General features: G+C 40.7%; 11 protein-coding genes. 8 read left to right on the forward strand and 3 right to left on the reverse strand.

What is annotated here, in order from left to right; all coding sequences use genetic code 11:
• Window positions 1-157: 157 nt before the first annotated feature.
• From H5084_RS15100 to H5084_RS15110, 3 genes are all read right to left on the reverse strand, one after another.
• Window positions 158-682 carry a hypothetical protein gene (locus H5084_RS15100; protein ID WP_182691231.1) on the reverse strand — a complete coding sequence of 175 codons (525 nt, stop codon included), beginning with the start codon at window positions 680-682 and terminating at the stop codon, window positions 158-160.
• A gap of 836 nt (window positions 683-1,518) precedes the next feature.
• Entirely contained in the window at window positions 1,519-2,406 is an 888-nt protein-coding gene (locus tag H5084_RS15105) for a response regulator transcription factor (RefSeq protein WP_182691233.1), read from the reverse strand.
• Window positions 2,396-5,761, reverse strand: a complete 3,366-nt coding sequence (locus H5084_RS15110; RefSeq protein WP_182691235.1) for an ATP-binding protein — start codon at window positions 5,759-5,761, stop codon at window positions 2,396-2,398. Before H5084_RS15110 ends, H5084_RS15105 begins: the two co-directional genes overlap by 11 nt.
• 259 nt (window positions 5,762-6,020) lie before the next feature.
• On the opposite strand from H5084_RS15110, the gene urtA reads away from it, so the two are divergent.
• The 8 genes from urtA (at window position 6,021) to H5084_RS15150 (ending at window position 13,460) form a co-directional block, all read left to right on the forward strand.
• A complete protein-coding gene (urtA, locus tag H5084_RS15115; protein ID WP_182691237.1) occupies window positions 6,021-7,304 on the forward strand; it encodes an urea ABC transporter substrate-binding protein in 1,284 nt (427 codons plus the stop codon).
• Window positions 7,305-7,429: 125 nt separating this feature from the next.
• Complete coding sequence (urtB, locus tag H5084_RS15120) at window positions 7,430-9,061, forward strand: urea ABC transporter permease subunit UrtB (RefSeq protein ID WP_182691239.1); 1,632 nt, start codon at window positions 7,430-7,432, stop codon at window positions 9,059-9,061.
• An 11-nt stretch (window positions 9,062-9,072) separates the two neighbouring features.
• Window positions 9,073-10,251, forward strand: coding sequence for an urea ABC transporter permease subunit UrtC (gene urtC / locus H5084_RS15125; RefSeq protein ID WP_409077641.1), 1,179 nt, complete (start codon window positions 9,073-9,075; stop codon window positions 10,249-10,251).
• A complete protein-coding gene (urtD, locus tag H5084_RS15130) occupies window positions 10,251-11,060 on the forward strand; it encodes an urea ABC transporter ATP-binding protein UrtD (RefSeq protein WP_182691244.1) in 810 nt (269 codons plus the stop codon). Before urtC ends, urtD begins: the two co-directional genes overlap by 1 nt.
• Before the next feature lie 2 nt (window positions 11,061-11,062).
• Entirely contained in the window at window positions 11,063-11,758 is a 696-nt protein-coding gene (gene urtE, locus H5084_RS15135; protein ID WP_182691247.1) for an urea ABC transporter ATP-binding subunit UrtE, read from the forward strand.
• Window positions 11,759-11,808: 50 nt separating this feature from the next.
• On the forward strand, window positions 11,809-12,741 hold the full coding sequence (locus H5084_RS15140) for an urease accessory protein UreD (protein WP_182691249.1): 933 nt from the start codon (window positions 11,809-11,811) through the stop codon (window positions 12,739-12,741).
• Between the two features lie 63 nt (window positions 12,742-12,804).
• On the forward strand, window positions 12,805-13,107 hold the full coding sequence (gene ureA / locus H5084_RS15145) for an urease subunit gamma (RefSeq protein ID WP_025566126.1): 303 nt from the start codon (window positions 12,805-12,807) through the stop codon (window positions 13,105-13,107).
• 11 nt (window positions 13,108-13,118) lie between these two features.
• The gene (locus H5084_RS15150; RefSeq protein WP_182691250.1) at window positions 13,119-13,460 is read left to right on the forward strand and encodes an urease subunit beta; all 342 of its coding nucleotides are present in this window, start codon (window positions 13,119-13,121) and stop codon (window positions 13,458-13,460) included.
• Window positions 13,461-13,462: the final 2 nt, after the last annotated feature.

Here is a 13,462-nt window from a genome sequence, read left to right on the forward strand (position 1 = left end):
TACTCATATACTCATATACTCATATACTCATATACTCATATACTCATACTCGAATATTGAGAAAACCAACGCCCACTTAAGCGGACAAAAATTGTGGGCTAAAATTTGTTGAGGAACGAAACATAGCCCGCTGTTTTGTTCCGATTTTAAGTTCTTGTTAGGCATTGTTGATTTTTGAATGCAGCTCCATGAACTTTTGTTCTATTTCCTTAAAGTAGCAACTTGATAAACTGAAGCTATAACCACCTGTTTTATTGTCACTTGGGTATCTTAAATGCTGATCCATTATTGATATTTTGAACTGAGCCATATGGGCTTCCGCTAGTTCTTTTTCCCCAATGTTTTCAGGAATTACTTCATAATTAGAAAAATCAAAAGGATGTTCAAAGTGAAAGTCTTCCGACGGATATAGTTCTGTATACTTATCATAAAGATTCGTAACATCATGCCCCCAGCATTTATCTTCCTTATTCAAAATTGCGTATTTCAAATAAAGTTCAATTGCATGGAATAACTGATAAGCATTGGCATTCTGATAATCTCCAACGTCAGAGAATGGTGTAACTTTACCAATTGGGAACCACTTTGGAAGACGGTCCCATATCCAATTTCTTTTTGATGTTATTTTTCCTATTTCTATATAACACATAGCCATATTGAAATATTGTTCATTAGGGTTCAATTGAGTTCTCCGAAAATGCCTAACAGCGTGATTAAGTATAATAATTCCGTATTTCAGGTGGAAATACGGAATACATTAATTTGGTAATTTTTTTAACAATACTCTACTGCAACAGCAAATCAAACAATTAAGGTTGTCTATAGGCTTAAAATCAAATATTAATCATGTAGATAGGTGGGATTATTCCGCATTAATAGCGGAAAGGCAGAACGAGGTTTATTGGTTTATATTTTTACTCTTGGTATTTCGTTTATTCTTTATTCTTAACTTATTTACACCATATCCAACCAGCATCCCTAGCGCTAATCCAATAAGTGCATTTTGAGTTAAGATTGAGAACATCACACAAGCTAGTATTCCAAAAAATATACCCATTAACTTCTCCATGTTTAACTATGATGTTTTGCTATCTATTAAAGCTCTGTTTAAAAAGATAAGTAAAGCTCTATTTAAAAAAGCTAAACTTAAAACATTACTCAATGTGGCTACAACTCCCTACCGTTGAGCTTTCCCAAGTAATTCATTCATTTTTAGTAAAGCCAAACAGGATGTTTGGATTAGTTGAGGCTAGTGCATGGATGCACGTTCGAAACGGTACGATAAAAATGAGTGGATTACTTGGATCAGAAAGCGATCCGGTGCCAGTCTCTTTGCTTACTTTCTCTGCTGGCAGAGAGAAAGTAAAGTCGCCGAAAGGGCGAAACACCAAGTTACAATTATTAATAAAGCCACAACGAGCAAAGACGAAAAACTTGCTAACAAAAGTCAAATAGTCTCAACGAGCGTAGACGAACCCTAAAGCACAAAAAAAGGATCACCCAGCATCCCTTGCTGCCTCACCCCTCTAGGATCCTAATCGAAATAGCCGCTGCCGACGTCCTATTATCCACCCCTAACTTCTTATAAATTTGCTCTAAATGTTTATTTACTGTACGTGGGCTCATTTCCAAAATCTGTGAAATTTCCCAACTGGTTTTACCGTAAGACACCCAATACAACACCTCTGATTCACGTTTGGTGATCGGGAGATTATCCTTCAAATCCTGTGGTGATTTTTGTGTTTTAGTTTGTACGATGCGTAATAAATGCATTTGCTGTTGTTGACGCTCGTAAGCAATGCTCATTTTCTCGGAAAAACAGTTCACTTTTAATTCTTTGCTGGTGTCACCCAGTAACCAACTTTCAATTAACGTGGCTAAGGTTGCCCATGGACTGGCGTCACCTTTGGAAATATCATCGACCAATTCATGTACATGTGGTGTCGCCCAAGATAATCGGCCTAATTGGCTAACACAAAATACCGTTTTACCTGCGTGGTCTAAGGCATCCTGTGCACTTAATGCGAGTTTGGCGGTTTCCACGTGGCGTTTGATACGTACAATCACTTCATCCGGAGAAATTGGTTTGGTCACATAATCCACACCACCCGCTTCAATGCCTTTCACAATATCTTCAACGTCGGTTAATCCAGTCATGAAAATAATAGGAGTGTTAGGTAGTAGTTCTTTTAAACGTCGGCAGGTTTCAAAGCCATCCATCTCTGGCATCATGGCATCTAATAACACTACATCTGGAGGCACTTTTTCTGCAATCGCGAGTGCTTGTTGTCCGCTTAAAGCCACTAATGCGGTATAACCTTGACTGTTCAGTGCTACATTGAGCATGCCTAATGATTCGGGAGAATCATCGACAACCAATACAACATCACTGCTTTTATGATCCATGGTTTAACTCATTTAAGTATTCAATAATTTTAGGGAAGTTACAGACTTCAACATACTCAAGTATCTGCGATGCGCTATCTTCTGGGTAGTGATATTGCGCTTCTATTTCTGCAAACTTATCTTTAAAACCAGATAAATAACCAATCTCAGCAAGGGCGATTAATGCTTGATACTGCTCACTGGTGACGGCTGGTTTATTAGGGTTGATGGTTTTACTAGGCGCTAAGTTGTCAGTATTTTTATATTGCCATTGTAAGTTTAATAGTTGTGCAATTTTACCTAATAGGGCGTCTAAATTGAGAGGTTTAGCAATATAACCATTATGGTAACCTTCGGCTTGCAGGTTGTATTCGGCATCACGTGCATTGGCTGAGACCATTAATACCGGCATTTGATAATGCTGTTCACGTAGATTTTTTACCATTTGCCAGCCGTTAATGTCAGGCATTTGCACGTCCATTAGAATCAGGTCTATATCGTTTTCCTGCAATAATTCAAAACCTTGTTGTGCATGCTCCGCTAATAATACTTCAAAACCAATCGGCTCTAATAAGTTGAACATCAACTCGCGTTGGTTTTTATTATCATCGACCACTAATACGGTTTGTTTGTCGCCGTTATAACCTATGGCTTCGGATTTATTCAGCTCTGGTTCTTTAGGATCTTTGTGTAGCTTAAATAGCATTAGCTTGAAGTTAAAGGTTGAACCTTGGCCAACAATGCTGCTTAAACTTATCTCACCGCCCATCAATTCTGCTAATGAGCGTGAAATAGTTAAGCCTAACCCTGTTCCACCAATCGATTGTGTATGGGTATTACGAATTTGTTCAAAGGGTTTAAATATCAGTTCTTGATTACTTTTTGCAATGCCCGCACCCGTATCGATAATACTAAAATTAGCGACTTCACTGCGATAAGTTACTTTAAAGGTCACCGATCCTTTTTCAGTATATTTAATGGCGTTAGAGATTAAATTGATCAGAATTTGCCTAAAACGTTGTTTATCCGTGGCTACATAATCGGGTAAGTTGGCACTGGCAATATAGTGAAATTTGATGCCTTTTTTACTGGCTTGCATTTGGAACATGTCCACTAGCTGCTGCAAAATGGCTTTCAGATTAAATTCGTCTCGTTGCAAGGTGACACGTCCCGCTTCAATCTTAGAGACCTCTAATAAGCTTTCAATTAAATCGGCGAGATGCTCGCCATTACGCCTCACAATGGCAATACTTTCGCGTTGCTTAGGTGGTAATACTTTGTCACGCATTAGCAATTGTGCATAACCTAGCAGTACATTAAGTGGTGTGCGTAACTCATGGCTTAATGCCGCGAGGTAACGACTTTTGGCTTCGTTGGCTGATTCTGCGACTTCTTTTGCACTTTGTAAGGCTTCTGAGGTTTGTTCATGGGCATCAACTTCTTTGGCTAATGCTTTAGTTTGTGAGCGTAACTCTTTTAATGCATTTTGGTTGCCGTTACGTGCGAGGATAAATAACCAACTAACGATGCCAATAATGATCATCAACAGGAAGAATATCTTGATCAGGGTGCTGGCAAACACTTGTTTTACGGCGACTTCATCCAGCGGTACCTGTAGATACACCAACACTAATATTGCGGCACCGATAAAGCTTAAACCGAGTGTTAGCACGATAAATTGCATCAATGGTGTGGTTAATACTTTAAGCACTTTGGCACTTAAAAAGCGTGTGAAAAAATCATGTGCTTGTTGTGACAATGTCGCATTCGGGCGGCATTGATCCGAACAGCGCACATCTAAACTACAACACAGTGAGCAAATGGCTTTGCCGTAAGCAGGGCAAAAAGTCATATCTTGGTGGTCAAAGCTGTTTTCACAAATATGGCATTCAGTAAATTTTTTAATAACGGGCTGTTGGTTAGCTGCAAGGTAATATTTCCCCTTGGTTAACCAGCCAATTAGAGGCACGGTGATAAAAGGTAAAAAACACGCAATGAAAGAGGCTAAAGCCTCAACGGTTTCACCATAAATGCCCATGTGTGCGGTAAAGCCAGCCAATGACGCGAGTAACATGGAACCCACACCCACGGGGTTAATATCATAAAGGTGCGAACGTTTAAATTCGATATGGCGCGGGCTGATCCCTAGCGGTTTGTTGATGATTAAATCGGCAACCACTGAGCTTAACCAAGCTAATACAATCACCGAATAAACAGACAGCATACTGGCGATAGTTTGGTAAATACCCAGTTCCATTAGCAATAGGGCAATGGCAACATTAAACACCATCCACACAACGCGGCCTGGGTGATTATGAGTCACACGTGAAAAGAAGTTAGACCATGCCAATGAACCCGCATAAGCATTGGCGACGTTTATTTTTAGCTGTGATAACACCACAAACGTACAAGCGACAAAAACACTAATCGACGGATTATCAAACACATAGCTATAAGCAAGCTGATACATGTGGGCAGGGTCGCTAGCAAGGTGCGGTGCGACACCTTGTTTTAATGCAAAGTAGGCTAAGAAAGATCCTAAAAATAGTTTAAGCGCGCCAAATAACATCCAACCAGGACCACCCGCAATCAGTGCTAACCACCATCGCCAAGCGCCTTTTTTGGGCTTTTCAGGTAAGAATCTCAGGAAGTCGACTTGCTCACCTATTTGCGCGACTAATGCTAATAATACGGCAGAAGCGCCACCAAATAATAATAGATTAAATGAGCTACCTGATTCGCCTGCTTCACCGGTAAAGCTGATCCAATCACTGAATTGCGTATCGTTGTGGGTAAACACAAAGAACAGCGGCAACAGTTGTAGCGCTACCCAAATCGGTGACGTCCATACTTGAAAGCGACTGATATAGGTAATGCCGTGGGTCACTAAGGGGATAATTAATAAGGTACTGACGATATACCCAGCGGGTAAGGGCAAGCCAAATAATATTTTTAAGGCCATCGCCATAATCGCGGCTTCAAGGGCAAAAAAGATAAAGGTAAAGGAGGCATAGATAAGCGAGGCAATGCTAGAGCCTATATACCCAAACCCCGCCCCTCGGCTGAGCAAGTCGATATCGACCCCATATTTGGCGGCATAATAGCTGATTGGCAAACCGGTTAAAAATACAATTAAGGTGACCGCTAAAATTGCCCATGCGGCATTTTCAAAACCATATTGAAGGGTGATCGCGCCGCCAATTGCTTCTAAAACCAGGAATGACACAATGCCAAGTGCGGTCATTGATATTCTATTAAGCGACCACTTGCGTGCACGTTTAGCAGTAAAACGTAACGCAAAGTCTTCCATCATCTCGTTTGCAACAAGCTTGTTATAGGTTCTGCGTGCTTTAATTATTTTTTGGTTTGATTGCATGCTCGCTTCATTCGCTATTTATTGGCTATCCGTACCCTTACTAATAGCTACTCAGCTCTTAGCATATCTCGCGCGCGTAGCTTACTTCAATAGCACTTGTTTTTATATGCGCATAATTGCGTAGTCCATTGCGTGCTTTTGCGCATTTAATGCTTGCACTAATTACTGGATACTAATCCCACTTGAAATAGGTTGGGATTGAGATTTTTATTCCTCTAATAAGATTAATCATTGGATACTAAAGGGAAAGGGACTATCTATGAAATTGAAAAAACTAATTGTTGCAAGTTCGATTGTTGCAACGGGCTTAATGACTAACTTTGCTTATGCTGCTGACAGCATCAAGGTTGGTGTTTTGCATTCTTTATCAGGCACTATGGCGATTAGTGAAACAACACTAAAAGACACGGTATTGATGATGATTGAAGATCAAAATGCAAAGGGCGGTTTATTAGGTAAAAAACTTGAGCCTGTGGTTGTTGACCCTGCGTCAAACTGGCCATTATTTGCAGAGAAAGGTCGAGAGTTATTAGCAAAAGATAAAGTAGACGTTATTTTTGGTAGCTGGACTTCAGTTTCTCGTAAATCAGTATTGCCTGTGCTTGAAGAGCTTAACGGCCTGATGTTCTACCCTGTTCAGTACGAAGGTGAAGAGTCCTCTAAAAACGTATTCTATACCGGTGCTGCGCCAAACCAACAAGCTATCCCAGCGGTTGATTATCTGATTAATGATATTGGCGCAAAGCGTTTTGTATTGTTAGGTACTGACTACGTTTATCCACGTACAACCAATAAAATCTTAGAAGCATACCTAATGGCACAGGGCGTTAAGTCTGAAGATATCATGATTAACTACACGCCATTTGGTCATTCAGATTGGCAAAATATTGTAGCTGATGTGAAACGTTTTGGTTCTGAAGGCAAGCAAACCGCAGTTATTTCTACAGTAAACGGTGACGCAAATATCCCATTCTACAAAGAGTTAGGTAACCAAGGTATTTCTGCTGAAGATATCCCTGTTATTGCATTCTCTGTTGGTGAAGAAGAGTTATCTGGTTTTGATGCAAAACCGTTAGTAGGTCACTTAGCCGCTTGGAATTACTTCCAAAGTGTTGAGACAGAAGAGAATGAAGCGTTTATCGCACAATGGAAAAAATACATCGGTGATGACAAGCGTGTAACCAATGACCCAATGGAAGCAACTTACATTGGTTTCAAAATGTGGGTTAAGGCTGTTGAGAAAGCTGGTACTACTGATGTTGATGCTGTTGAACAAGCGATGATCGGTATTGCTGTACCTAACTTAACCGGCGGTATTGCAGTGATGAACCCTAACCACCATTTATCTAAGCCTGTACTGATTGGCGAAATCCAAGAAGATGGTCAGTTTGAAGTCGTTTGGGAAACGCCTGATACAGTGATTGGTGATGCATGGTCAGACTTTCTACCAAGCTCTAAGAACCTAGTATCAGATTGGACTGCACCAATCAAATGCGGCAACTTTGATGTCACAACTGCAAAATGTTCTGGTCAAAAGTTTTAGTCATAGCGTTCTAACTCATTAAGTTTATTGCATGTCATTCAGGTAATAAATGTAAGAACTAATCAATGGGAGGCTTAGCCCTCCCATTTTTATGAACTAAAGACATCAATATTAAGGAACAGCTCATGTTGCGTCTATTTCCCCTTTTACTTTTCTTTGTTATGTCATTCAACGCCTCAGCCGCTGTTAGTGAAACACAACAATCAGCTCTTCCTGTATTAGTAGAGCAACTACCAACTACTAAATTAAATAAAATGGCGCCGTTGATTGAACAAATTGCGGCGACATCAACACCCCAAGTACGTGCTATTTTACAACCTTTGATGGACGGTGATTTGTATTACCTAAAGTCCAGCAAACGTGTTGTCTCTGTTTATAAAAATGAACAAAAACAATATCAATTAACGGATGTGTTAACGGCTGAAGCCTTACCTGCTGTTAAAAAGTCAGCGATTAAAAAAGTCAGAACCAATAACCGTTTACGTGGCCAAATCCGTGATTTATTAGCCAACCTCGATTTAACAAGCGCCGATACTGAAATTCGTATTGCTGCTTTGAAACAATTATTAGATAACCCTAATCAAACAGGTTTGACTGCGGTTAATAAATTAATTAAAAGCGAGAAAGACGATGACGCTCGTGAGTTGATGTCGGTTATTTTATTAATCGAGCAACTAGAGGCGGGGTCAACTGCAGAGAAATTATCAGCGGCTAAACAACTTTCTAACCGTTTAGAACCTACCGTTAAAAATGCGTTGGTTAAGCAATTAGATTCGTTAGCAAGCAATGCACAAGCAGATCCAGAAACAAAAGAGTTAAAATCAGTTTTAAGCAACGCGATAGACAGTATTGAACAGCAAGCAAGTGTGTTTAGCTTAGCGGAAAACCTGTTCTTCGGATTAAGTCTTGGCTCAGTCTTATTACTGGCGGCGATTGGTCTTGCTATCACCTTTGGTGTGATGGGCGTGATCAATATGGCGCATGGTGAAATGATGATGTTAGGTGCTTACACCACTTATGTTATTCAACAAACCTTTCCTAATTTAATTGAATACTCGTTGTTAATGGCCGTACCTGCAGCATTCCTTGTGTCTGGTTTTGTTGGTGTGTTAATTGAACGTGGTGTGATTCGTTTTTTAAAGGGGCGCCCATTAGAAACCTTACTGGCTACTTTTGGTATCAGCTTAATTTTACAACAACTTGTCCGTAGTGTTTTCTCTCCACTTAACCGCCAAGTTGAAGCGCCACAATGGATGAGTGGTTCGTTAGAAATTAACCCTATCTTGTCGTTAACCTATAACCGTTTATACATTATCTTATTTGCGTTAATGGTGTTCTTCTCACTGTTAATGATTTTGAAAAATTCTTCATTAGGTTTACACGTTCGTGCTGTTTCTCAAAACCGAGATATGGCAAGAGCTTTGAGTGTTAAAAGCTCGTGGGTGGATGCGATTACCTTTGGTTTAGGTTCTGGTATTGCGGGTGTGGCAGGTGTGGCATTAAGTCAGTTGACTAACGTTGGACCGAACTTAGGACAGGCTTATATCATCGATTCATTCTTAGTGGTGGTATTCGGTGGTGTGGGTAACTTATGGGGCACGCTAGTTGCAGCGATGACCATGGGAACATTTAACAAAATATTAGAGCCATCAATGGGGCCAGTACTTGCCAATATTATTGTTTTAGTCAGCTTAGTGTTGTTCATTCAAAAACGACCTAAAGGACTGTTTCCGCAAAAAGGGAGATCTGCAGAATAATGAATACTTTACTGAATTCACCTAGCGTGAAAAAGATGACTGAAAAAATGAGTAGTTTGCATTTTGTTATTGCGATCTTATTTGTTTCAACACTGTACGTCAGCGTATGTAACTTAATGTTTGCCGAAGGTTCACTATTACATGTAAGTGATTATACGGTGAGCTTATTGGGTAAATACCTTTGTTATGCCTTACTCGCTTTAGCGGTTGATTTGGTATGGGGATACTGCGGTATTTTAAGCTTGGGTCACGGTGCATTCTTTGCCTTAGGTGGTTACGCGATGGGGATGTACCTGATGCGCCAAATTGGTGACCGTGGTGTTTACGGTAACCCAGAATTACCCGATTTTATGGTGTTCTTGAACTGGACTGAATTACCTTGGTATTGGGCGGGTTCTGATAACGCCTTAGTGATGATTTTATTAGTCTTTGCTGGCCCTGGTTTATTAGCTTACATCTTTGGTACGTTAGCGTTCCGTTCACGTGTAAGTGGCGTGTACTTATCTATCATGACGCAAGCGATGACATATGCTCTGTTACTGTCTTTCTTCCGTAATGAAATGGGATTTGGTGGTAACAATGGTTTGACTGACTTTAAAGAGATCTTTGGATTCTCATTACAGTCACCGAATACTAAGCTGGCTTTATTTGTGGCAACGGCAGTGATGTTAGCCATTGGTTATGCGATCAGTCACTTTATTGTTAATTCAAAAATGGGCCGAGTGGTCACTGCGATCCGTGATTCAGAAGACCGTGTGCGTTTTGTTGGTTATAAACCGCAACATTATAAAGTGTGGATTTTCGTTGTATCGGCAATGTTAGCGGGTGTAGCAGGTGCGCTTTATGTACCGCAAGTGGGCATTATTAACCCGGGCGAGTTCTCTCCATTAAACTCCATTGAGATTGTTATTTGGGTAGCGATTGGTGGGCGTGGCACATTATACGGCGCATTAGTGGGCGCGATTGTGGTCAGTTATGCCAAGACACGTTTTACTGCAATTATGCCTGAAGCATGGTTATTTGGATTAGGTGGTTTGTTTGTCTTGGTTACGTTGTTACTACCAAAAGGCCTTGCAGGGTTAGTAACAAACTTAATGAATAAAATAGATCCACCGGCAACAGAAAAGAAACCAAGTGGCTCTGATAAGAGTAAGTCAGAAGATGCAACACTAGCAGCGGAGAATAAATAATGATTGTAGATAAACACGGTTCACCGCTGTCATCAGTTGATAATTTAAAGCCAGATACACGCCACGGTATGATTTTATACGTGGAAGATGTCAGTGTGAGTTTTGATGGTTTTAAAGCGTTAAACGACCTTAATCTTTATATTGGTGATGGTGAGTTACGTTGTTTAATCGGTGCAAACGGCGCAGGTAAAACAACGTTAATGGATGTGATCACAGGTAAGACTCGCCCTGACAAAGGCAAGGTGAGTTTTGGTCAACAAATTGATTTATTAGAACTTGATGAATCTGAAATTGCGCGTGCGGGTATTGGCCGTAAGTTTCAGAAACCAACGGTATTTGAAGCTCTCAGTGTGTTTGAAAATATCGAGTTAAGTTTGTCTGGCGATAAAGGTATTTGGAGCTCGTTATTTCATAAATTGAGTGGCGAACAACAAGATAAAATTGATGAAGTATTACAAACCATTGGTTTAACTGCCGAGCAGCATTACCCAGCAGGACGTTTATCTCATGGCCAAAAACAATGGTTAGAGATTGGTATGTTATTAGCCGCTGAGCCGCGTTTACTGTTAGTTGATGAGCCTGTTGCTGGGATGACGACACAAGAGACAGAACGTACGGCTGAATTGTTAACGTCACTCGCAGGCAAACATTCAGTGGTGGTGGTTGAGCATGATATGGCCTTTGTAAGATCCATTGCGCGTAAGGTAACTGTATTGCATCAAGGGTCGGTATTGGCGGAAGGGTCGATGGATGAAATCCAAGCAAATAAAGACGTACGTGAAGTGTATTTAGGTGAGGAGCAAGCTTAATCATGATTGAATTAACCGCAGTAAATCAAAAGTATGGTGGCACACAGATCCTATGGGATCTTGACCTTAAGATTAAGAAAGGTTCTCGTACTTGTATCATGGGGCGTAACGGTGTGGGCAAAACTACACTATTAAAAACTATTATGGGGTTGTTGCCTATTAGCTCAGGTGATCTAGTGATTAATGACCAAGATATGAGTAAAAGCAGTGTTGAGCAACGTCCTGAAATTGGTGTTGGTTATGTGCCACAGGGGCGTCACATCTTTCCGCAATTGACGGTTGAAGAAAACCTAAAAATCAGTTTAAATTGCTCAAGACAAAAAAGTAAAACGATTCCAAATCATATATTTAAGCTTTTCCCTGTACTGGAAGAGATGTTACATCGCCGTGGTGGTGACCTTTCTGGTGGCCAACAACAGCAGTTAGCGATTGGACGTGCTTTGGTACTGAATCCGGATATTCTAATATTAGATGAGCCCAACGAAGGTATTCAACCTAATATTGTGCAATTAATTCGAGATGTGTTATTAAAGTTAAATAAAGAACAAGGCATGACCATTATTCTAGTAGAGCAGAAGTTACCTTTTGCTCGCGCAGTGGGAGAAAACTTCCACTTAATGGAAAAAGGCCAAGTAATAGCATCGGGTCCAATGGATGAACTTGATGATGAGTTAGTCAGTAAGTATCTCGCCGTTTAAAATGGTGAAGCTGAATCGCTAATATCAATATAAGTTAAAATAAGGGAACAATGATCACAACCGCGCCACTCTCTTCAGCCGCTACTGCTGCGACGAATATCAACGCTAGCAAGCCAGTGAAAAATCACTGGCTTGCTCATTTGCTCTTAGAATTCAGCAACACTCCCGTCGGCACACAATTAACTCGTACACAACGTAAAGGGCCGCTTTCCGTTCAAAAAGCCTTTTACCCAGAAGGACGAGATTGTGCGCATATTTACCTGTTACATCCGCCTGCTGGCATTGTATCTGGTGATGAATTACGTATTAGTGTGGCAGTGAATGAAGATGCTCATCTACTGTTTACTACACCTGGAGCAGGGCGTTTTTATCGTGCCCGAACCAACCTTGATATCGGCGATACAAAACAAGCACAAATTACTCAATTAACCTTAGAGGCTAATGCTAAGTGCGAAAACTTCCCACAGGAAACCATTGTTTACGAAGGAGCCGATGGTTTTAATACTGTTGATATTAAGCTCACTAGCAGCAGTGTTTACCTTGGTTGGGATATTACTTGCCTTGGATTGCCCGATTCAGATGAACCCTTTGTGGAGGGTAAATACTGCCAATTGAATCGCTTATATTGCGATGACATCTTGATTTACCATGACCGCATTGCGTTATCTCCCGCTAACCAACTCTTAACGCATCCCGCTGGGTTAGCAAACAACAGCGTCTTTGCGACTTTTTTAGCTTATGCGCCGCAGGTATTAAAACAACCACAGCAACGCGCGCAGTTAGTGGCGTTATTACGTGACACAGTGACGGAGCAAAACGCACAGTCGTTGATCAGCATTAGTGATATTGATGGTTTATTAGTGATCCGCTACCTGGGTGCTCATGCACAACAATGCAAACAATTATTTATTAGTTTATGGGAAGTATTACGGCCTTTATTAGTCGATAAAACTGCGATACAACCGAGAATCTGGCATACCTAAAAAGACTTTTGTATAGAGAAGAGATCTTATTAATAGCGAGCCTAAATAAAAAGAGAAAATGATATGGATTTATTACCAAGAGAAAAAGACAAATTACTGCTTTTTACTGCGGCATTATTAGCAGAGCGTCGTTTAAAACGTGGTGTAAAACTAAATTATCCTGAAGCGATGGCTTACATCTCAATGGAGATCATGGAAGGGGCGCGTGACGGTAAAACGGTCGCTGAAATGATGGATTATGGGCGTACGTTATTAACTCGTGACCAAGTGATGGATGGCATTGCTGAGTTGCTTCCTGAAGTACAAGTTGAAGCAACCTTCCCTGATGGGACGAAGTTGGTCACTATCCATAACCCAATTATTTAATGGAGTAGCTTATGATCCCCGGCGAAATAAAAACGGATAGCGGTAATCGAGAACTCAATGTTGGCCGTAAGCAGTTAAAAGTCACCGTCGCAAATTCAGGTGATAGACCGATTCAAGTTGGCTCTCATTATCATTTTTATGAAGTGAATAGCGCGTTGGTTTTTGATCGTGAAATCACCAAAGGTTATCGTTTAGATATTACCTCAAGTACTGCGGTTCGTTTTGAGCCGGGCCAAAAACGAGACGTTACGCTTATTCCTTACCGCGGCAAGCGCCGTGTATTTGGTTTCCGTGGTGATATTCAAGGCGACCTTCAAGTCGAGACTAAAAGTAGCATTGAGGGAGAACAATAATC

This window comes from Psychromonas sp. SR45-3 (genome assembly GCF_014163575.1).
GTDB classification, from domain to species: Bacteria; Pseudomonadota; Gammaproteobacteria; order Enterobacterales; family Psychromonadaceae; genus Psychromonas; species Psychromonas arctica.

What these genes read in the sequence shown, in the direction of transcription:
- H5084_RS15105 (WP_182691233.1), bottom strand. Translation starts at nt 2,406, where the DNA reads ATGGATCATAAAAGCAGTGATGTTGTATTGGTTGTCGATGATTCTCCC.
- H5084_RS15110 (WP_182691235.1), bottom strand. Translation starts at nt 5,761, where the DNA reads ATGCAATCAAACCAAAAAATAATTAAAGCACGCAGAACCTATAACAAG.
- urtA (WP_182691237.1), top strand. Translation starts at nt 6,021, where the DNA reads ATGAAATTGAAAAAACTAATTGTTGCAAGTTCGATTGTTGCAACGGGC.
- urtB (WP_182691239.1), top strand. Translation starts at nt 7,430, where the DNA reads ATGTTGCGTCTATTTCCCCTTTTACTTTTCTTTGTTATGTCATTCAAC.
- urtD (WP_182691244.1), top strand. Translation starts at nt 10,251, where the DNA reads ATGATTGTAGATAAACACGGTTCACCGCTGTCATCAGTTGATAATTTA.
- urtE (WP_182691247.1), top strand. Translation starts at nt 11,063, where the DNA reads ATGATTGAATTAACCGCAGTAAATCAAAAGTATGGTGGCACACAGATC.
- H5084_RS15140 (WP_182691249.1), top strand. Translation starts at nt 11,809, where the DNA reads ATGATCACAACCGCGCCACTCTCTTCAGCCGCTACTGCTGCGACGAAT.
- ureA (WP_025566126.1), top strand. Translation starts at nt 12,805, where the DNA reads ATGGATTTATTACCAAGAGAAAAAGACAAATTACTGCTTTTTACTGCG.
- H5084_RS15150 (WP_182691250.1), top strand. Translation starts at nt 13,119, where the DNA reads ATGATCCCCGGCGAAATAAAAACGGATAGCGGTAATCGAGAACTCAAT.